The 18851-nt window shown below is 71.2% G+C and carries 18 protein-coding genes; 13 read left to right on the top strand and 5 right to left on the bottom strand.

The genetic code is table 11. The annotated features are described in order from the left end of the window. Positions 1–8: 8 nt before the first annotated feature. The 3 genes from GEV26_RS15880 to GEV26_RS15870 all read right to left on the bottom strand — a co-directional run bounded on the left by GEV26_RS15880 (position 9) and on the right by GEV26_RS15870 (position 2813). A complete protein-coding gene (locus GEV26_RS15880) occupies positions 9–1085 on the bottom strand; it encodes a DUF5667 domain-containing protein (RefSeq protein ID WP_153654542.1) in 1077 nt (358 codons plus the stop codon). A gap of 103 nt (positions 1086–1188) precedes the next feature. Then, positions 1189–1887: a sigma-70 family RNA polymerase sigma factor gene (locus GEV26_RS15875; protein ID WP_153654541.1), complete on the bottom strand. Its 699-nt coding sequence runs from the start codon at positions 1885–1887 to the stop codon at positions 1189–1191. Positions 1888–1940: 53 nt separating this feature from the next. After that, positions 1941–2813: an HAD family hydrolase gene (locus GEV26_RS15870; protein WP_153654540.1), complete on the bottom strand. Its 873-nt coding sequence runs from the start codon at positions 2811–2813 to the stop codon at positions 1941–1943. A 51-nt stretch (positions 2814–2864) separates the two neighbouring features. Here GEV26_RS15870 and GEV26_RS15865 point away from each other — a divergent pair, with 51 nt between their 5' ends. The 7 genes from GEV26_RS15865 to hemB all read left to right on the top strand — a co-directional run bounded on the left by GEV26_RS15865 (position 2865) and on the right by hemB (position 10363). Beyond that, complete coding sequence (locus GEV26_RS15865) at positions 2865–4442, top strand: class I adenylate-forming enzyme family protein (RefSeq protein ID WP_153654539.1); 1578 nt, start codon at positions 2865–2867, stop codon at positions 4440–4442. After that, on the top strand, positions 4439–4711 hold the full coding sequence (locus tag GEV26_RS15860) for a glutaredoxin family protein (RefSeq protein ID WP_153654538.1): 273 nt from the start codon (positions 4439–4441) through the stop codon (positions 4709–4711). The genes GEV26_RS15865 and GEV26_RS15860 overlap by 4 nt, the downstream gene beginning before the upstream one ends. A gap of 112 nt (positions 4712–4823) precedes the next feature. Beyond that, on the top strand, positions 4824–5513 hold the full coding sequence (locus tag GEV26_RS15855; protein WP_153654537.1) for a redox-sensing transcriptional repressor Rex: 690 nt from the start codon (positions 4824–4826) through the stop codon (positions 5511–5513). Then, positions 5510–6802: a glutamyl-tRNA reductase gene (locus GEV26_RS15850; protein WP_153654536.1), complete on the top strand. Its 1293-nt coding sequence runs from the start codon at positions 5510–5512 to the stop codon at positions 6800–6802. The genes GEV26_RS15855 and GEV26_RS15850 overlap by 4 nt, the downstream gene beginning before the upstream one ends. Then, positions 6799–7725, top strand: a complete 927-nt coding sequence (hemC, locus tag GEV26_RS15845) for a hydroxymethylbilane synthase (protein ID WP_153654535.1) — start codon at positions 6799–6801, stop codon at positions 7723–7725. Before GEV26_RS15850 ends, hemC begins: the two co-directional genes overlap by 4 nt. 44 nt (positions 7726–7769) lie before the next feature. Continuing rightward, positions 7770–9380 (top strand): bifunctional uroporphyrinogen-III C-methyltransferase/uroporphyrinogen-III synthase, encoded by a 1611-nt coding sequence (locus tag GEV26_RS15840; RefSeq protein WP_153655129.1) that lies wholly within the window; start codon positions 7770–7772, stop codon positions 9378–9380. A 2-nt stretch (positions 9381–9382) separates the two neighbouring features. After that, the gene (gene hemB / locus GEV26_RS15835; RefSeq protein ID WP_153654534.1) at positions 9383–10363 is read left to right on the top strand and encodes a porphobilinogen synthase; all 981 of its coding nucleotides are present in this window, start codon (positions 9383–9385) and stop codon (positions 10361–10363) included. Here the strand turns inward: hemB and GEV26_RS17935 are convergent. Further along, positions 10357–11601: a lytic transglycosylase domain-containing protein gene (locus tag GEV26_RS17935; protein WP_194839892.1), complete on the bottom strand. Its 1245-nt coding sequence runs from the start codon at positions 11599–11601 to the stop codon at positions 10357–10359. The two genes, hemB and GEV26_RS17935, sit on opposite strands and share 7 nt — an antisense overlap. A gap of 175 nt (positions 11602–11776) precedes the next feature. On the opposite strand from GEV26_RS17935, the gene hemL reads away from it, so the two are divergent. Genes hemL through ccsB form a run of 6 tightly spaced genes read left to right on the top strand, consistent with a single transcriptional unit; the run spans position 11777 to position 17619 of the window. Next, positions 11777–13093: a glutamate-1-semialdehyde 2,1-aminomutase gene (gene hemL / locus GEV26_RS15825; RefSeq protein ID WP_153654533.1), complete on the top strand. Its 1317-nt coding sequence runs from the start codon at positions 11777–11779 to the stop codon at positions 13091–13093. Between the two features lie 7 nt (positions 13094–13100). Next, positions 13101–13751 carry a histidine phosphatase family protein gene (locus GEV26_RS15820; RefSeq protein WP_153654532.1) on the top strand — a complete coding sequence of 217 codons (651 nt, stop codon included), beginning with the start codon at positions 13101–13103 and terminating at the stop codon, positions 13749–13751. Between the two features lie 4 nt (positions 13752–13755). Then, positions 13756–14334: a TlpA family protein disulfide reductase gene (locus tag GEV26_RS15815; RefSeq protein WP_153654531.1), complete on the top strand. Its 579-nt coding sequence runs from the start codon at positions 13756–13758 to the stop codon at positions 14332–14334. After that, entirely contained in the window at positions 14331–15083 is a 753-nt protein-coding gene (locus tag GEV26_RS15810; protein ID WP_153654530.1) for a cytochrome c biogenesis CcdA family protein, read from the top strand. The genes GEV26_RS15815 and GEV26_RS15810 overlap by 4 nt, the downstream gene beginning before the upstream one ends. Further along, complete coding sequence (resB, locus tag GEV26_RS15805) at positions 15080–16687, top strand: cytochrome c biogenesis protein ResB (protein WP_153654529.1); 1608 nt, start codon at positions 15080–15082, stop codon at positions 16685–16687. Before GEV26_RS15810 ends, resB begins: the two co-directional genes overlap by 4 nt. Further along, positions 16684–17619, top strand: a complete 936-nt coding sequence (ccsB, locus tag GEV26_RS15800; RefSeq protein ID WP_153654528.1) for a c-type cytochrome biogenesis protein CcsB — start codon at positions 16684–16686, stop codon at positions 17617–17619. Before resB ends, ccsB begins: the two co-directional genes overlap by 4 nt. 105 nt (positions 17620–17724) lie before the next feature. Here the strand turns inward: ccsB and GEV26_RS15795 are convergent, their stop codons facing one another. Then, complete coding sequence (locus GEV26_RS15795; protein ID WP_153654527.1) at positions 17725–18711, bottom strand: type IV toxin-antitoxin system AbiEi family antitoxin domain-containing protein; 987 nt, start codon at positions 18709–18711, stop codon at positions 17725–17727. Between the last annotated feature and the right edge of the window lie 140 nt (positions 18712–18851).

Raw genomic sequence — 18851 nt, 5'->3', positions numbered from 1 at the left:
CCGGGCACCTACTGGCGTCCACCGCCGAGCAGTCCGTTGAGCAGGCCTGGCACGAGCCCCTCCTGGTCCTCGTCGCCGAGCAGCCCGCCGAGCAGCGGGTCCGTGACGTCGGACAGCGACGGGCTGCGGGTCGGCGCCGCCGGTGCCGGGACGGTGGGCGCAGATCGGCTCGGCGACGTGGCGGGACCGCCCGACGACGTGCCGCCGGGTGCGGCCGGCGCCGGGCTCGCGGCCGGGTCGGGAGCCCGCGGGGCGTCGTCCTTGGCAGGTTTCTTCGGTGCCGGGATGTCGCGCGCCAGACCGCTCACGACGTCCACGAGCGGGTCGACGTCGGCCGAGCCGCAGCTGGAGCACAGCGTGGACGCCCGGCTCGCGAGTCGGTTGACCTCGCGCGTCGCGGCGGCGTACGCGTCGCCCGCCTGCGAGGGCAGCTTGCTCTTGAGCTCGGACAGCTCGACGCTCGCGGCGGTCGCGAAGTCGTTGACCCGGCGGACCGTCGTGTCCTCGCGGGTGTCCGCGTACGCCGTGAAGAGCCGGGCGGAGCCGTCGGACGCTGCGGAGGAGAAGTCGTCGAGGGCGTCGGCCACGAGGGTGTCGGAGGCGCCCTTGTCGCTCAGCAGGCGAGCCTCGGTGAGGCGCTCCTCGGCCTGTCCGAGCTGGAAGGAGCCGCGGGACTCGTCGCCGTGGTGCAACGCGGTGAGCTCGACGGACTCGACCGTGCGCTTGACCGGGTAGAGCATCTCGCCGGGCAGCGCCGACGCGCTGGACGCGACGAGGCCGACTGCGCCGGCCGACGTGACGAGGGCCGCGGTCAGGCCCGCGAGGCGACGCCGCGTGCTGCGGGGCCGGGCGGGCGTGGCGGCCGGGCGGGCGGCCCCCGGCATGGGCTCGAGGACCGTGGTCGCCTCGGTCATCAGCTGCGCGCGGAGCGTGGACCGGAACTGCGCCGTGGGCTCGACCGGGGCCGCCGCGCACAGGGCCTCGGCGAAGGCGACGAGAGCGGCGATCTCCTCGTCCCGCGGGTCGGCGCCGCCCCAGGCCTCGTCGAAGGACTGGGCGTCGTCGTGGGAGCGACGGCCGATCATGAGGGGTTCCTGCCTGTCGAGGTGGGATCAGCACGATCAACGACACCGGGCGTGCCGGGGTTACGGGACCGGGACGGTGACACGATCGGTGGCCAGGCGGTCATCATCGGACCTCCGCCGGGACGGACCTGGCGAGATTGCGGATCGCCCGGAGCTGCAGCTGCTTGATCGCTCCCTCGCTGCGGCCGATGGCCGCAGCGGTCTGGGCGATCGACAGTCCCTGGATGAAGCGCATCAGGATGCAGTCGCGCTGCTCGTCGGGCAGGGCCCTGACGGCCGCGAACAGGATCTCGTTGGTGACGTGCGCGAGCACCTCGTGCTCGGGTCCCGAGGCCGGGGTCAGACCCTCGGGGATCGTCTCGGTCACGATCTCGAGGCGCGACCTGCTCGACTTGAAGTGGTCCGCGACGAGGTTGCGGGCGATCGTGGTCAGCCAGGCGCCGAAGTCCTTGCCCTGCCAGCTGAAGCGCTGGATCGCCCGGAGCCCCCGGACGAAGGTCTCGCTCGTGAGGTCCTCGGCGAGCTGTCGCGAGCCGACCCGGTAGTAGATGAACCGGAAGATCCCCGTGACGTAGTGGTCGTAGAGCTGGCCGAAGGCCTCGGCGTCGCCCTCCTTGGCCAGGTCGACCAGCGCCCGCAGCCGGGCGGCCTCGGGGTCGTCGTCGTGAGGGGCCGGCCCTTGGCCGCCGGACGCGGCGTACGCGGGTGAGTCCGCCACGGCAAGGGCGACCTGGAGCGACCGGTCGTCCCGCAGCCTCAGGGCGAGCGACAGCGCGATGCGCAGCGCTCCGACGTGCTCCACCCAGGCCTCCCTGATTTGCCGCGAGTGTAGCCGCAGGCGGGCCCGGTCGTCGCCTATCTGCGGCGTCGCAGGGTCCGCCACGTGGTGCCTGCGGCCACGGCCGCGACGGTGCCCTTGGCGCCGGCCAGGAAGACCTTGCGACCGGTGCGGTAGTCGCGGACCCGCCAGCCGTTGGTCTTCGCGTGGGAGCGCAGGCTCGCGTCGGGGTTGATCGCGCACGGGTGGCCGACGAGGGAGAGCATGGGCAGGTCGTTGCTGGAGTCGGAGTACGCGTAGCAGTCGGCCAGGACGAGGCCCTCGCGGTCCGCGACGCCCTGGACGGCGACGGCCTTGCCCGCCCCGTGGAGCATCTCGCCGACGAGCTGACCCGTGTAGATGCCGTCGACGTGCTCCGCGACCGTGCCCAGCGCGCCGGTCAGGCCGAGCCGACGGGCGATCACGGTCGCGATCTCGATGGGTGCCGCGGTGACGAGCCACACCCGCTGGCCGCGGTCGAGGTGCCACTGGGCGAGCGCGCGCGTGCCGGGCCAGATCCGGGCCGCCATGCGCTCGTCGAAGATCTCCTCACCGATCTCCTCGAGCTCGGTGACGCTGTGGCCGGCGATGAACGCGAGCCCGCTGGCCCGTGCCTTCGCGATGTGCTCGGGATCCTCGCTGCCGACGACCCGGAAGTAGAGCTGTTGCCAGGCCGCGCCCAGGATGTCGCGCGTCGTGAAGAACTCGCGCCGGTGGAGGCCGCGCGCGAAGTGGAAGATCGAGGCGCCCTGCATGATCGTGTTGTCGACGTCGAAGAAGGCGGCGGCGGTGGGGTCCGGAGCGGTCGACAACGCGCTCTCGATCTCCGTGGCGGACGCAGCGGCCTGGCCTGCCAGGACGGAGCGCGACTGCAGGTTGCGGGGCTGATCGGGTGCTGCATCCCGTGCCATGTGCCGAGCCTAACGCCCTCCCGGGCTCACCAGCTGTGGTTGACTCAAGGGGTGACAGTCAATGTCAGCGAGTACGTCCACACGGCCGCCACGAACGCCCCGGACAGGGTGGCTCTGGTCGAGCACCGGGGCGACGCACGCCGCGAGGTGACCTGGCGAGAGCTCGACGAGTCGGCCGACGCCGTGGCCCGTGCGCTGTCCGGTCGGGGCCTGGTGGCGGGCCACCGGGTCGCGGTGGTGATGGCCAACCGCATCGACCTGCCGATCGCCTACTTCGGCATCCTGCGCGGCGGCATGGTCGCGGTGCCCGTCAACCCTCGCTCGACCACCCGCGAGATCGGCCGCATGCTCGCGGACTCCCGCGCCCGGGTCGTGCTGTGCGACGAGGCCGGTGTCGCCCAGGTGCGCGAGGCGATCACCGACGACATGCAGGTGAGCGTGATCGTCGACGGCGCCGAGCCCGTGGCGGGGGAGACCTCCTTCGAGACGTTCCTCCAGGACGCGTCCGGGGCGCCCCCGGCCTCGCCCGCCGACGCCGAGGCCCTCGCCGTCGTGCTCTACACGTCCGGCACGAGCGGCAAGCCGCGCGGCGCGATGCTGACCCACCGGGCACTGATCGCCAACATCGAGCAGATCGCGCAGCTCGACCCGCCCGCGGTCACGCCCGACGACATCTGCCTCGGCCTGCTGCCGATGTTCCACATCTACGGGCTCAACTGCGTGCTGGGGCAGGCCGTGCGGCAGGGCGCCCGCGTCGTGATGGTCGACGGCTTCGACCCCGCCGGTCTCCTCGATCTCGTGCGCGCCGAGGGGGTCACCAACATCCCGCTGGCGCCCCCCGTGGTCGCGGCCTGGGCCGGACGTGAGGGACTCGGCGACCAGCTGAGCAGCGTCTCGATGGTCCTGTCGGGCGCCTCCGCGCTCGACCCCGAGCTGGCCGAGATGTTCCACGCGTCGACGGGCAAGTACATCGAGCAGGGCTACGGGCTCACCGAGACCGCCCCCGTCATCGCGACGACGATGGGATCGCCTCGCCAGCCCGGATCGCCGCCCAAGGCCGGATCGGTCGGGCGACCGCTGCCGGGCATCGAGGTGCGGATCGTCGAGGCCGACGGCCGGGACGCTGCTCCCGGCGATCCCGCGGAGATCTGGGTCAGGGGCGACAACGTCTTCTCGGGCTACTGGCCGGACGGCGTGGACGGACCGCGCCCCGACGGCTGGTACCCGACGGGCGACATCGGCTTCCTCGACGAGGACGGTGACCTCACGCTCGTCGACCGCCTGCGCGAGCTCGTGATCGTCTCCGGCTTCAACGTCTACCCGTTCGAGGTCGAGGACGTCATCTCCGAGGTCCCGGGGGTCGCGCAGGTCGCGGTCGTCGGGCTGCCCGACGAGGAGACGGGGGAGGCCGTCGCGGCGTTCGTCGTGCCGACCGAGGAGGCGTCCGGCGACGAGGACGCGCTCGTGGAGTCCGTCGAGGAGCACTGCCGTACGCGCCTGGCCCGCTTCAAGCAGCCCCGCCGCGTGATCGTCGTGACCGGGCTGCCGCACTCCGCGACCGGCAAGGTCGCCAAGGGGCGTCTGCGGTCGCTGGTCCGCAGCGAGACGCTGGGTCTGGGTGCGCGGTGATCGCTCACGCCGACGCCGCGCGGGTCGTGGTCTACGGACGGGAGGGCTGCCACCTGTGCGAGATCGCCGAGGCGCAGGTCGCCGAGATCTGCCGCGAGACCGGTGACTCGTGGCTGCGGGTGGACATCGACGGGGACGAGGACCTTCGCTCGCGCTTCACCGAGCAGGTCCCGGTCACGTTCGTCGACGGCGCCCAGCACGACTTCTGGAGGGTCGACCCCGCGAGGCTCCGCAGGGCACTGGCGAGGCGTCGCCGACGTGTGACATAACCCACCGGCGCCGGTCTCGATTTTGTTAACGCGTTCACAAACTCTTAAACTGGCGAAGCACTGCATGTCATCCTGCAAGGGATAATCCCCAGCATGCCGGTGCAGGAGAACCGTGACCATACTTCGCAGTCCTCGGCTCGCCGACGGAAGCGCCCGTGGCATCCCTGATGCCACCGTCGCCCGTCTGCCGGTCTACCTTCGAGCACTCAACACACTGACCGAGCAGGGCGTCGCCTCGTGCTCCTCGATCGAGCTGGCCGAGAACGCCGGTGTCAACCCCGCCAAGCTGCGCAAGGACCTGTCCTATCTCGGCTCCTACGGCACCCGCGGCGTCGGCTACGACGTGGAGTACCTGCGCTACCAGATCGCCCGCGAGATCGGCCAGACCCAGGACTGGGACGTCGTCATCGTCGGCATCGGCAACCTGGGCTCCGCCCTCTCCGCCTACCAGGGCTTCAGCACCCGCGGCATCCGTGTCGCGGCCCTCGTCGACGCCGATCCGCAGCGGGTCGGCACCGAGGTCTCGGGCCTGACCGTCACGTCGATGGACGACCTGGCCGCCGTCGTGGCGGAACGAGCGATCTCGATCGGCGTCATCGCGACCCCTGGCACCGCGGCCCAGGAGGTCGCCGACCGCCTGGTGGCCGCCGGCGTCACCAGCATCTTGAACTTCGCGCCCGCCCTCGTGCAGGTGCCCGACGGCGTGGACGTCCGCAAGGTCGACCTGTCGATCGAGCTGCAGATCCTCGCGTACCACGAGCAGCGCAAGGCGGGCATCGAGCCGAAAGTGAGTGGCATATGAGCGTGTTGGTCGTGGGCATGTCCCACAAGTCGGCTCCCATCGACGTGCTCGAGCACGCGGCGCTCGACGTCGACTCGGCGGTGAAGCTCTCGCACCTGGTGCTCGAGACCCCGTTCGTCTCCGAGTCCGTCGTGATCTCGACCTGCAACCGCGTCGAGATCTATGTCGAGGCCGAGCGCTTCCACGGCGCCGTCGAGGAGATCTCGCGGCTCCTGGCCGAGCACGCCGGGCTGGACCGTGTCGACTTCGTGCGCCACGTCTACGTCCACTTCGACGAGGCCGCGGTCGCGCACCTGTTCGGTGTCGCGTCGGGCATGGACTCGATGATCCTCGGCGAGAGCCAGATCCTCGGTCAGGTCCGCGACGCCCTGCACACCGCCCAGGCCGAGTCGACCGTCGGCTCCGTGCTCAACGCCCTGTTCCAGCAGGCGCTGCGCATCGGCAAGCGGGGACACGCCGAGACGGGCATCGACCGGCTCGCCCCGTCGATCGTCACGGCCGGCCTCGACGCCGCAGGTGCGGTCGTCGACGCCCCGGACACCCGATTCCTGGTCGCCGGTGCCGGCACGATGGCGAGCCTCGCCGTCCGTACGCTCATCGATCGCGGTGTCGAGCCGCACCGCATCATGGTCGCCAACCGCACGTACCAGCGTGCGTACAACCTCGTCGCGACCTTCGGCGTGAGCGCGGTGCGCTGGCAGGCGCTCGACGTCGAGCTCGCGGGCGCCGACGTGCTGATCAGCTGCACCGGGGCCAACGGCTTCGTGTTCGACACGGCCCGGGTCGAGGCCGCAGCGCAGGGACGCAGCATGTCGCTGCTCGACCTGGCGCTGCCCCGCGACGTCGACCCCGCGGTGGGCGACATCGAGGGCATCACCCTCGTCGACCTGATCGTCCTGTCCCAGCTGTCGGCCAACGCCGAGCTGGCTGCCGACGTCGACCAGGTCCGCTCGATCGTGGACTCCGAGGTCCGCACGTTCCTTGCGGCCAAGGCCGCCTCGCACATCACGCCGACGGTCGTCGCGCTGCGCACCATGGCGACCGACATCGTGGCCTCGGAGCAGGCCCGCATCGAGTCACGGCTGCCCAATCTGACCGACGACGAGCGGGCCGACGTCCGCAAGGCCCTGCACCGCGTCGCGGAGAAGCTCATCCACTCGCCCACCGTGCGCGTGCAGCAGCTCATCGACGGACCGGCCGGCCTGACGTACGCCGATGCGCTGGCCGATCTCTTCGCGCTCGACCAGTCCGCGGTCGACGCCGTGACCCAGGTGGGTGACAAGTCATGACCGCACTCCGTCTCGGCACCCGCGCCAGCGCGCTCGCGGTGACCCAGTCCCAGCACATCGCCGACCGGCTCCGTGCGGAGACCGGCGTCGAGGTCGAGCTCGTGACGATCTCGACCGAGGGCGACCGCAGCACGGCCCCGCTCGCCTCGATGGGCGGCCAGGGCGTCTTCGTCGCGGCCCTGCGCGAGGCGCTCGTGCGCGGCGACGTCGACTTTGCCGTCCACTCGCTCAAGGACCTGCCCACGACTCCCGACCCGCGCCTCGCCGTCGCGGCCATCCCGCGCCGCGAGGACCCGCGCGACGTGCTGGTCGCCCGTGACGGCCTGACCCTCGGCGAGCTGCCGCAGGGTGCGCGCGTCGGCACCGGCTCACCCCGCCGCCAGGCCCAGCTGAACGCCCTCGGCCTCGGGGTCGAGGTCGTCGGGATCCGCGGCAACGTGGACACCCGCATCGGCAAGATCGCCTCGGGCGAGTGCGACGGCGTGCTGCTGGCCCGTGCCGGTCTGGTCCGTCTCGGTCGTGCCGACGAGGCCACCGAAGTCATTGATCCTCTCCAGATGCTTCCTGCCCCCGGGCAGGGAGCGCTGGCATGCGAGTGCCGCGTCGACGACGTCGCGACCACTCGTCTGCTCGCGCAGCTCGACGACAGCGACACCCGTGCTGCCGTCACTGCCGAGCGAAGCCTCCTCGCGACACTCGAGGCCGGCTGCAGTGCCCCGGTGGGAGCCCTGGCCGAGATCGCCGACGGCGACGACGGCCCTGAGCTCTGGCTTCGTGCCGTGGTCGGAGACGTCTCCGGCTCACCCACCATCCGACTGTCCGCGACCGGCCTCCCTCACGAGGCTGCCGCGGTCGGTGAACGTCTTGCTGTCGAGATGCTCGCCGAAGGTGCCGACGCCCTCGTGGCCGCCGCCGCCTCCTGACCCCCTGACAGACCAAGAAAAGGAACACCGTGACCATCACCCCGATGCGAGAAGCACCGCCCACGCCGACGCCGCCCGCCCGCAAGGCCCCGCGGGGCCACGTGAGCTTCGTCGGCGCCGGACCGGGAGACGCAAGCCTCCTGACGGTCCGCGCGGCCGAGCTGCTCGCGCAGGCCGACGTCGTCATCACGGAGCTGCCCGAGCAGGTGGCACTCGTCACCAACGGTGCCCAGATCGTCGACGGCGGAGTCGGTGAGGACGGCGAGCTCCTCACCCACGCCGCTCGCGCCCGCCTCGTCGTCAAGCACGCCAAGAGCGGTGGACACGTCGTCCGCCTCATGGCCGGCGATCCGTTCACGTACGCGACCGGACCCGAGGAGGCCGCTGCGTGCAGCAAGGCCGGCATCGGCTTCGAGATCGTGCCCGGCGTCTCGTCCATCTCGGCGGTCCCGGCGTACGCCGGCGTGCCGCTGACCAACCGCACGCACCGTGAGTACTCGGTCGTCAGCGTGGGGGACGCGACGATCAGCTGGGCCGATCACGCAGGTCAGGACACCCTGGTCCTGCTCTCGGCCGTCGCCCGCATCGGTGAGGTCGCCACCGGCCTGATCGACGCGGGGCGCAAGCCCGACACCCCGGTGGCGATGACCCGCGTCGGCACCACGACCGAGCAGACCACCGTCGTGTCGACGCTGGCCGAGATCGCCACGGACGCCAAGGCCGCCGGCATGACGTCCCCGGCCATCACGGTCGTCGGCGAGGTCGTCTCGATGCGCGAGGCGCTGTCGTGGTTCGAGACCAAGCCGCTCTACGGCTGGCGCATCCTGGTGCCCCGCACCAAGGAGCAGTCCGCAGGTCTCGCATCGCGCCTGCGCGGATTCGGCGCGATCTCCGAGGAGGTCCCGACCATCTCGGTCGAGCCGCCCCGCAATCCGCAGCAGATGGACAAGGCCGTCCGCGGTCTGGTCGAGGGTCGTTACGAGTGGGTCGCGTTCACGAGCGTCAACGCGGTCAAGGCCGTGCGTGAGAAGTTCGAGGAGTACGGGCTCGACGCGCGCGCGTTCTCGGGCCTGAAGATCGCCGCGGTCGGTCAGAAGACCGCCGAGGCCATCGCGACCTGGGGCATCCGCGCCGATCTCATGCCGTCGGGCGAGCAGTCGGCTCGCGGCCTGCTCGAGGACTGGCCGCCGTACGACGAGCTGCTCGACCCGATCAACCGGGTCTTCCTGCCGCGCGCCGACATCGCGACCGAGACCCTCGTGGCCGGCCTGATCGATCTCGGCTGGGAGGTCGACGACGTCACGGCCTACCGGACCGTCCGGGCCGCCCCGCCGCCGGCGCCGACGCGCGAGGCGATCAAGACCGGCAAGTTCGACGCGGTCATGTTCACCTCGTCGTCCACGGTCCGCAACCTCGTGGGCATCGCCGGCAAGCCGCACACGTCGACGATCATCGCGTGCATCGGCCCGGCGACCGCCAAGACCGCCGAGGAGCACGGCCTGCGGGTCGACGTCCTCGCCGAGTCCCCGTCGGTCGAGGAGCTCGCCGACGCCCTGGCCGAGTTCGGCACCGCGCGTCGCCTCGGCTTCGTCGAGGCCGGGGAGCCGGTCACGAAGCCGTCGCAAAAGCGTCCGTCGACCCGCCGGAAGGCCTAGTCATGTCGTTCCCCACCGACCGTCCTCGTCGCCTGCGCTCGTCGCCGGCGATGAGACGGTTGGTGGCGGAGACGCACGTGCAGCCGTCCCAGCTGGTGCTGCCGATGTTCGTGGCCGAGGGCCGCACCGAGGTCAGGGCGATCAGCAGCATGCCCGGCGTCGTCCAGCACACGCGTGACTCGGCCCGTCGCGCGTACGCCGAGGCGGTGGAGCTGGGACTCGGGGGCGTCATGCTGTTCGGCCTCCCCGAGCGCAAGGACGCGCAGGGATCGGGTGCGCTCGATCCCGACGGCATCCTCAACGTGGCGCTGGCCGACGCGCGCGCCGAGGTCGGCGACGACCTGCTCGTGATGGCAGACCTGTGCCTCGACGAGTTCACCGACCACGGCCACTGCGGGGTCCTGGACGACCGGGGTCGGGTCGACAACGACACGACCCTGGGGCTGTACGCCCAGATGGGTGTCGTGCAGGCCGAGTCCGGGGCCCACGTCGTGGCGCCGAGCGGCATGATGGACGGCCAGGTCGGCGTGATCCGGGCCGCGCTGGACGAGGCGGGGCACGACGAGACGGTCATCCTCGCGTACGCCGCGAAGTACGCCTCCGCATTCTACGGTCCGTTCCGCGAGGCCGTCGACTCCTCGCTGCAGGGCGACCGCAAGACCTACCAGCAGGACCCGGCCAACGGCCGAGAGGCGATCAGGGAGGTGCTCCTCGACATCGAGGAGGGCGCCGACATGGTCATGGTCAAGCCGGCGCTGAGCTATCTCGACCTCATCGCGGACGTCCGTGCGGCGGTCGACGTGCCCGTCGCGGCCTACAACATCTCCGGCGAGCTCGCGATGGTCGAGGCCGCGGCGGCGAACGGCTGGATCGACCGCGAGCGGGCGATCGACGAGATCATCGTGTCGATCCGTCGAGCCGGCGCCGACGTCGTGCTGACGTACTGGGCGACCGAGGTCGCCACCCGCCTGCGCGCTCAGTAGCCGAAGGCGGCCATGCAGGCTGCGAACCGGGCTCGGTAGGTGCTGACCGGCAGCGTCGCGACGGTCGCGAGGCACTGCAGGTTGGCCTCGACCGCGGTCAGCAGGCCCGTGACGGGCTTGGTGACCGGGGCCAGGGGCGCCAGCGGGGTGCCCTCGACCAGGTCCTGGACGCCGCCGCCGACCGTGCCGCCGCTGGGGGTGCCACCGCCGCCACTGCCGCCGTCCGAACCGCCGGTGCCGGTCCCGCCGCCGGTGCCGGGCGCGGTGCCGGTCCCGCCACCCGTGCCGGTGCCTGTTCCGCCCCCGGTCGAGCCGCCGCCGCCGGCCCCGCCGCGGTCCTTCTGGGGCTTGGGCTTCTTGGCCGCCTTCTGCTCGGCCTTGACCGCGGCCTTGCGCTCGGAGGCGCTCAGCGTCTGGTCGGAGGCCGTCGAGGTCAGGATGGGAGCGGTCGAGAGCCCGTCGGGCGACTTGGTGAAGTCACCGCCCGCGTACGCCGCCGAGATCTTCAGGACCAGCTCGACGTACGAGTCCGAGTGGTTGTAGCGCTTGACCGCCGAGGCGGCGTCGGCCCGCTTGGACAGATCGCCCTCGCCGGAGCACAGGTACACGCCGGCCGAGGTGGCTGCGTCGTCGATGTCCTGGGGGTTCTTGGTGCCGTCGTTGTCCGAGTCGACGCCCACGGACTTCCAGGTGCCGGGGATGAACTGCATGGGGCCGACCGCCCGGTCGTACACCGAGTTCTTGTCGAGGGAGCCGCTGTCGCTGTCGAGGATGCGGGCCCGGCCGTCCTTGCCGTCGAGCGGCACGCCGTAGATGCCGGGCTCGGCGAGGCCGTCGGAGCTGAGCGCATTGCCGTTGGTGCGGCCGTGGTTGGACTCGACGCGGCCGATCGCCGCGACGAGGTTCCAGGGCAGCTTGCACTCGTCGTCGGCCCGGCCGAGGAGGGTCTCGGCGCGGCGATAGGCCGAGAGCGCCGAGGCGGGGATGCCGTTGGTCGACAGGGTCGCGACGGTGCCGGCGGTGCCCGCCTTGCGGTCGACGCCCTGGGGGGTCTGCTGCACGCTGGCGGGCTGCTCGAATGCGGTCGCGGGCACCGCGGGCACGTCGTCGTCGGACGAGCCGCCCGAGGCGGTCGCCAGGCCCGAGTTGCCGAGGGCTGCGCCCCACGCTCCCACCAGGATCACCATCGGTGCGAGAGCGCCGGCCTTCTGCCAGCGCGTCAGCGTGCGAGCTCCCATGATCGTGCCCTCCCCAGACCGGCGCCACCCACGCGCCTTTGCGTAAACCGATGTTACAGCAGCCTCCGACGGCCGTACAGCCCTGCAGTCACCGGTTCAACGAGCCGGCGCGCCGGGGGTCACGCCCTGAGAAGCCGCCTGTCCGGGAGATTGTGCGACGAGAGACAATGGTCCTGTGACCCCGACACCCGCCTCGCAGCAGCTCTTCGACCGCGCCCGTGCCGTCTCGCCGGGCGGCGTCAACTCGCCGGTCCGGGCGTTCCGTGCCGTCGGCGGGACCCCGATCTTCATGGCCTCCGGCCGGGGTGCGTGGCTCACGGACGTCGACGGCCGCCGCTACGTCGACCTCGTCGGCTCGTGGGGCCCCATGCTGCTGGGCCACGCCCACCCTGAGGTGATCGCAGCGGTCGGCGAGGCGGCCGCCCGCGGCACCTCGTTCGGGACGCCCAGCGAGCCCGAGGTGCTGCTGGCGGAGGAGATCGTCGACCGGACCTCCGCCGAGAGCGTCCGCATGGTCTCCTCCGGCACCGAGGCGACGATGTCCGCGATCCGTCTTGCTCGTGGCTTCACGGGGCGCAACAAGATCGTGAAGTTCGCCGGCTGCTATCACGGACACGTCGACGCGCTGCTGGCCCAGGCCGGCTCCGGTGTCGTCACGCTCGGCCTGCCGGAGACGCCGGGCGTGCCCGCCCACGTCACCGCCGACACGATCGTGCTGCCCTACAACGACCGGGCTGCGGTCGAGGCGGCGTTCGCCGAGCACGGCGACCAGATCGCGTGCCTCATCACCGAGGCCGCGGCCGGCAACATGGGCGTCGTCCCGCCCGAGCCCGGCTTCAACCAGTTCCTCTCACAGATCTGCGCACAGAACGGCGCGCTGTTCATCAGTGACGAGGTGATGACCGGCTTCCGGGTCACCCGGGCGGGTCACTGGGGCCTGGACGGTCAGCGCGAGGGCTGGACGCCCGATCTCGTGACGTACGGCAAGGTCATGGGCGGCGGCTTCCCGGCCGCGGCATTCGGTGGACGGCGCGACGTCATGGAGCAGCTCGCACCCGTCGGCCCGGTCTACCAGGCGGGCACGCTGTCCGGGAACCCGATCGCGACGACTGCGGGCCTGACGACGCTGCGGCTCGCGGACGCGGCGGCGTACGAGCGTCTCGACGCCGTCTCGGCGCAGCTGCAGTCCTTGGTGCGGGACGCGCTCGACCCGACCGGCCTGCCGTACGTCCTGCAGAACGCCGGCAACATGTTCAGCGTCTTCTGGGGCGTGGACGCGCCGGTCACCGACTTCGCGGGTGCGCAGGCGCAGGAGGCGTGGCGCTACAAGCCGTTCTTCCACGCGATGCTGGACGCCGGCGTGTATCTCCCGCCGAGCGCATTCGAGTGCTGGTTCGTCTCGGCTGCCCACGACGAGGAGGCACTCTCTAGAATTGCCGAGGCACTGCCCGGTGCCGCGCGCGCCGCTGCCCAGGCCACGACCGAGAGCTAGGAAATCCATGTCCGAACGTACGATCGTGCACCTCATGCGCCACGGCGAGGTCCACAACCCCGAGGGTGTCCTCTACGGGCGGCTGCCCGAGTTCGTGCTGTCCGACCTCGGGCACCAGATGGCCGCCCGGGCCGCGGACTTCCTGTCCAAGAACGAGATCGTGCACATGGTCGCCTCGCCGCTCGAGCGCGCGCAGCAGACCGCCGAGCCGCTGTCCAAGCTGCTCGAGGTGCCGGTCCACACCGACGATCGGGTCATCGAGGCCGACAACCTCTTCGAGGGCAAGACCGTCGGCGTCGGCAACGGCGCGTTCACCAACCCCCGCAACTGGTGGATGCTGCGCAACCCGATCCGTCCGTCGTGGGGTGAGCCCTACAAGGAGATCGCCGCGCGCATGACGGCCGCGGTCGACGACGCGCGTGAGGCGGCCCGCGGGCACGAGGCGGTCATCGTGTCGCACCAGCTGCCGGTCTGGATCGCCCGCCGGGCGTACGAGAAGAAGACCTTCGTGCACGATCCGCGCAAGCGTCAGTGCACGCTCGCGAGCCTGACCAGCCTCACGTTCGACGGCGACGAGTTCGTGGGCTGCACCTACAGTGAGCCGGCGGCCGACCTGCTGCCCGCACCGCTGCGCGGCAAGGTCGTCGGCGGAGCCTGATCCGATGACCCACCGCTTCCGCGCCCGGACCGTCGCGGCGATCGGGGCCCTCGCCCTGCTCGCCGCGTGCGGCGGCTCCGGCAACCGGGGCACCACCGACGGCTACGTGTCGGGTGACGGCTCGATCACCCGCGTCGACCCCGCGGACCGCAAGGACGCGCCGGTCCTCGAGGGCGAGGACCTCGAGGGCAAGCCGTTGTCGACCGCCGACTTCGCGGGCAAGACCATCGTGGTCAACCTCTGGGGGCCGTGGTGCCCGCCGTGCCGCGCCGAGGCGCCCGCTCTCGACGAGGTGGCCGAGCAGTATGCCGACAAGGGCGTCCAGTTCGTCGGCGTCCTGACCAAGACCAGGGACCCCGCGACCGCGATCGCGTTCAACCGCCGCAAGGGCATCACGTACCCGAGCTTCAAGGACCAGGGCGGTCAGCTCGACCTCGGCTTCAACGACAGCCTGCCGAGCATCGCGATCCCCACCACGTGGATCATCGACTCCAAGGGGCGCGTGGCCGCCCGGATCCTCGACAAGGTCAGCGCCTCGACGCTCGCGGACCTGATCGACGACGTCCAGAAGAGCACCGCGTGACCGACTGGTTCAGCGACACCGTCTCCTCCGGCAACCTGCTCCTCGCGGCGCCAGTGGCGATCCTGGCGGGGCTCGTCTCGTTCTTCTCCCCGTGCGTCGTGCCGCTGCTGCCGGGCTATCTCTCGTACGTCTCGGGGGTCGCGGCGCAGGACCTGGAGTCGGCGCGCCGCGGGCGGCTGCTCGCGGGCGCGCTGCTGTTCGTCCTCGGCTTCTCGGTGGTGTTCGTCCTCGGTGGAGCGCTGTTCGGGTCCGTGGGCCTCGAGCTGCGCCAGTACCAGGACACGCTGGCGGTCGTCACCGGCATCCTGGTGATCCTGCTGGGGCTCGTCTTCATCGGCTTCGTGCCGTTCCTGCAGCGCGAGGGCCGCGTCCACGCCGTCCCGGCCGTCGGCCTGGCGATCGCGCCGGTCCTCGGCGTCTTCTTCGGTCTCGGCTGGACGCCGTGCATCGGGCCCACCCTGGCCGCGGTGCTCGGCCTGTCCTTCGCGACGGATGACGCGACCGCGGCCCGCGGCGCCTTCCTCGCATTCACCTACTGCCTGGGCCTCGGGATCCCCTTCGTCCTGGCAGCACTCGGCTTCGGAAAGTTCATGCATGCCCTCTCGTGGTTCCGCCGTCACCAACGCGCCGTCTCGATCATCGGCGGCTCCCTGCTCATCGCGGTCGGGATCATGCTCGTGACCGGCTGGTGGAACGACCTGGTCGGGGAGATGCAGACCTGGGTCGGCGGATTCGAGGCTCCCGTATGAGCGTCGACGAGCGTCCCACCACCGAGGACCGTCCCAGCCGGGGCGGGACCTCCAACGCGGTCCCGGCCCTCGGCCGCCGCGAGCTCACCCGGTGGTTCTGGCGTCAGCTGACGTCGATGCGCACCGCGCTGTTCCTGCTCCTGCTGCTCGCCATCGCAGCGATCCCCGGCTCCCTGGTGCCGCAGCGCGGGGTCGACGCGCGCGCCGTCGAGGCGTACTTCCTGGACCACCCCAAGAGTGCGCCGATCCTCGACGACCTCGGCTTCTTCAGCGTCTACAGCTCGCCGTGGTTCAGCGCGGTCTACCTGCTGCTCATGGTGTCGCTGATCGGCTGCATCCTGCCCCGCTCGTTCGTCTACTTCCGCGCGCTGCGGGCACGTCCGCCGCGCGCGCCCCGCAACTTCTCGCGCCTGCCGGCGTCGGCCTCGTTCGAGACCGACCGCTCGCCCGAGGAGGTGGTGACCGCCGCCCGCAGCGTCCTTCGCCGCTCCCGCGTCGACGTCGTGGACCGCGACGGCGTGCACGAGGTCAGCGCGGAGAAGGGCTTCCTGCGCGAGGCCGGCAACCTGGTCTTCCACGTCAGCATCGTCGTGGTGCTGATCGGCGTCGCGATCGGCACGCTGTTCGGCTACCGCGGCTCGGTCATGGTGACCGACGACGGCGGGCAGTTCGCCAACTCGCTGACCCAGTACGACGAGTTCAGCGCGGGCGCCCTGTTCACCAACGGCGACCTGCCGCCGTTCGCGCTGACCCTCGACAAGATGACCGCCCGGTTCCAGCCCTTCGGCAGCCAGCAGGCCGGCGCCCCGCGTGAGTTCCGCGCCCAGGGGACGTACACCTCCGAGCCCGGCTCGGCCGAGAAGCCGTTCGACATCACGGTCAACCACCCGCTGTCGATCGGCAGCACATCGGTCTACCTCGTGGGCCAGGGCTATGCGCCGGTGCTCAAGGTCACCGACAGCAAGGGCGACGTGGTCTTCGACGACGCGGTGCCGTTCCTGCCGGCCGATGCGACGTACACCTCCAACGGGATCTTGAAGGTGCCGGACGCGCAGCCCGAGCAGCTCGGCTTCCAGGGCTTCTTCCTGCCGACCGCCGCGGAGCAGAACGGCGTCTCGATCTCGGTCCACCCGGCCGCTGCCAACCCGCTGCTGTCGTTCAACGTCTGGCACGGCGATCTCGGCCTGGACGACGGCACTCCGCAGTCGGTCTTCATCCTCGACAAGTCCGACATGACGCAGTACAAGGAGGACGGCAAGAACCTGCGGATCTCGCTGGCCCCCGGTCAGACCGCGGACCTGCCCGACGGCGGGACGATCGAGTTCGTCGAGGTCGCGCAGTTCGCGCGGTTCCAGATCAGCTCGGCCCCGCTGGTCAAGGTGCCACTGATCGGCATCATCGCGGGCCTGATCGGTCTCATGGTCTCGCTGACGGTCAAGCCGCGCAGGACCTGGATTCGCACTCGTCGGGACGGCTCACGTACCGTGGTGGACGTCGCCGTCCTGGACCGTGTGCCCCGTGATGACCTGCCCGCTGACCTGGACGACTTCCTGGAGCGGTTGAAGGACTCGCTCACGCACACCGACGAAAGAGTGCAGGCATGACGCTCGCTCAGTACGAACAGTTCTCGAACTACGCTGTCGCCTCCGCGACCGGCATCCTGGCCCTCGCCTTCGTGGCGTACGTCCTGCAGTGGAGCCTCGCGCGGGGCGTCGCCCCGGACCGCGAGCTGGTGCTCACCGACGGCGAGCCGGCTCCGGCTCCTGCGTCGGACCCGGTCCAGCGCAGCAACATGGCAGGTGGCATCGGCTTCTCGCTCACGCAGCTCGCGACCGTCGTGCTGCTCGCCGGCGTGGTCGCGCGCGGGCTCTCGGCCGAGCGCGTGCCGTGGGGCAACATGTACGAGTTCGGCTGCGCCTCGACCCTGGCCGCCCTCATCGCGTACGTCGTGCTGGTGCGGGTCTGGGACATCGACTGGGTCGGACCGATCATCACGGGTGCCGGCACCGTCGTGCTGGGCGCCTCCGCCCTGGTCTTCGTGCCCGCGGGACCGCTCGTCCCCGCACTGCACTCGTACTGGCTCGTGATCCACGTGCTCGGCGCGATGATCGCGGGTGCCGCCTTCCTCGTCGGCGCCGCGGCGTCGGTGCTCTACCTCGTCAAGGCCAAGGCCGAGCGCACGACGCCCGAGGGCGAGCGCACGGGCTTCCTGTGGCGCATCCCGCCCGCTGCCAAGATCGACCAGCTCGCGTACCGCGTGCACGCGTTCGGCTTCCCGATCTGGACCTTCGCGGCCCTCATCGCCGGGCCGATCTGGGCGCAGTACGCGTGGGGACGCTACTGGGGCTGGGACCCCAAGGAGGTCTGGGCGTTCATCACCTGGGTCGTCTACGCGGGCTACCTGCACGCCCGGGCGACCGCCGGCTGGAAGGGCAAGGCCGCCGCGATCCTCGCCCTCATCGGCTTCGCGACGTTCGTGTTCAACTTCGTCGGCGTCAACCTCTTCGTCGGCGGCCTCCACTCCTACGCCAAGTAGCCCCGCGCCGGTCCCCCCGTTGCCGGTTTCCCACGGGACCGTGGGGTTTGGTCACTTCCCGCGGGTCACGACGCGAGGGAAGTGACAAGGACGCGCGGGAAGTGGTCAGTCGAGCGGGATGATGACGCGGTTCCGGGTGTAGAGCCGGCGCGACTGGTGGAGCTCGCCCTCGATGCGGCGCACCGTCGCGTGCTCGCGTGAGGGGTCGATCTCCCGCCACGTCCATCGGCTCACCCCGAACAGCTGGCGGCGGATCCGGTCCTCGCGGTTCTTCTCGGCGAACGCGATCTCCTGCGGCGTACGCAGATCGTCCGACAGCCCGCCGTACTTGACCTTGCCGTCGAACTCCCCGAGGTGCCGGTACTCGATCCAGCCGAAGTCGGTCCAGCCGATCAGCTCGCCGTCCTCGTCGTGGACAGGGACCTGCAGCTGGGGCGTCGGCAGGTTGTGCCGGCGGAACAGGTAGCGCGAGCGTGACTCGCCGGGTGACTCCGCGCGTCCGTCCGCGAGCGACGCGGCGTAGCGGGCCCGGCGCGCTCCCGGCCAGCTCTCGAACCGGTCGCCGAGATCGGCCAGCTGCTCGGGCGTCGTGAGGGCGAGGTGCAGTCCGGAGTCCATCACGACGATGGCCGACTCGACCGTGCCGGTCGTGCTGAGCTCGAAGATCGCCCGCGGCGCCTTGACCACCAGCATGCCGTCGATCTCCTCGAGGTCGTCGTCACGGAGGATGCGTCCCTCGTGGTGCACGATCCCGTGGGCGGTGCGCCCGGCCGCGCCGTCGAGACGGGTCACGTGGATGCGGTCCAGGGGTGTCCCGTACATGGCGGCCCCGTGGATCGCGCAGGCCGACTGGTGGCTGATCGCGACGGCGGGGCCGAGCTTGTCGGCCACCGATCGTACGTCGATGATGTGCTGCTGCTCGGGTGAGAGGACGTCGAACGTCGCGGCGTGCACGTACACGCCCTGGCGACGTCGCCGCAGCAGACCCGTGCGGACCGCCGCCCGGATGTCGCGGTCGTCGTATCCGCTGTCGAGGAACTGTCCACGCGTGACGTAGCCGCGGCCGGTGGCGATGAGGTCGTCGAGGTTCATCCGTCGATGCTCGCCAGGGTGAGCAGGCTGGGGGAGGGGGTCGCGGGCCGCCTGTGGACGGCCGGGGCCGCGGGGACGTCCTGTGGACGGGCGCACTTCCCGAGCGTCTTGTGCACGTCCCGCGCGCTGAGACGCGAGGG

This window comes from Aeromicrobium yanjiei, assembly GCF_009649075.1.
Lineage (GTDB): Bacteria > Actinomycetota > Actinomycetes > Propionibacteriales > Nocardioidaceae > Aeromicrobium > Aeromicrobium yanjiei.
The sequence above is the reverse complement of the archived record's forward strand: the minus strand, read 5'-3'. Positions and strand labels throughout refer to the sequence as shown.

Excerpts from the sequence above, each read along its gene's own strand:
- GEV26_RS15880 (WP_153654542.1), bottom strand. The coding sequence starts at position 1,085 with ATGATCGGCCGTCGCTCCCACGACGACGCCCAGTCCTTCGACGAGGCC.
- GEV26_RS15870 (WP_153654540.1), bottom strand. The coding sequence starts at position 2,813 with ATGGCACGGGATGCAGCACCCGATCAGCCCCGCAACCTGCAGTCGCGC.
- GEV26_RS15850 (WP_153654536.1), top strand. The coding sequence starts at position 5,510 with ATGAGCGTGTTGGTCGTGGGCATGTCCCACAAGTCGGCTCCCATCGAC.
- hemC (WP_153654535.1), top strand. The coding sequence starts at position 6,799 with ATGACCGCACTCCGTCTCGGCACCCGCGCCAGCGCGCTCGCGGTGACC.
- GEV26_RS15840 (WP_153655129.1), top strand. The coding sequence starts at position 7,770 with ATGCGAGAAGCACCGCCCACGCCGACGCCGCCCGCCCGCAAGGCCCCG.
- hemB (WP_153654534.1), top strand. The coding sequence starts at position 9,383 with ATGTCGTTCCCCACCGACCGTCCTCGTCGCCTGCGCTCGTCGCCGGCG.
- GEV26_RS17935 (WP_194839892.1), bottom strand. The coding sequence starts at position 11,601 with ATGGGAGCTCGCACGCTGACGCGCTGGCAGAAGGCCGGCGCTCTCGCA.
- GEV26_RS15820 (WP_153654532.1), top strand. The coding sequence starts at position 13,101 with ATGTCCGAACGTACGATCGTGCACCTCATGCGCCACGGCGAGGTCCAC.
- GEV26_RS15815 (WP_153654531.1), top strand. The coding sequence starts at position 13,756 with ATGACCCACCGCTTCCGCGCCCGGACCGTCGCGGCGATCGGGGCCCTC.
- resB (WP_153654529.1), top strand. The coding sequence starts at position 15,080 with ATGAGCGTCGACGAGCGTCCCACCACCGAGGACCGTCCCAGCCGGGGC.
- ccsB (WP_153654528.1), top strand. The coding sequence starts at position 16,684 with ATGACGCTCGCTCAGTACGAACAGTTCTCGAACTACGCTGTCGCCTCC.
- GEV26_RS15795 (WP_153654527.1), bottom strand. The coding sequence starts at position 18,711 with ATGAACCTCGACGACCTCATCGCCACCGGCCGCGGCTACGTCACGCGT.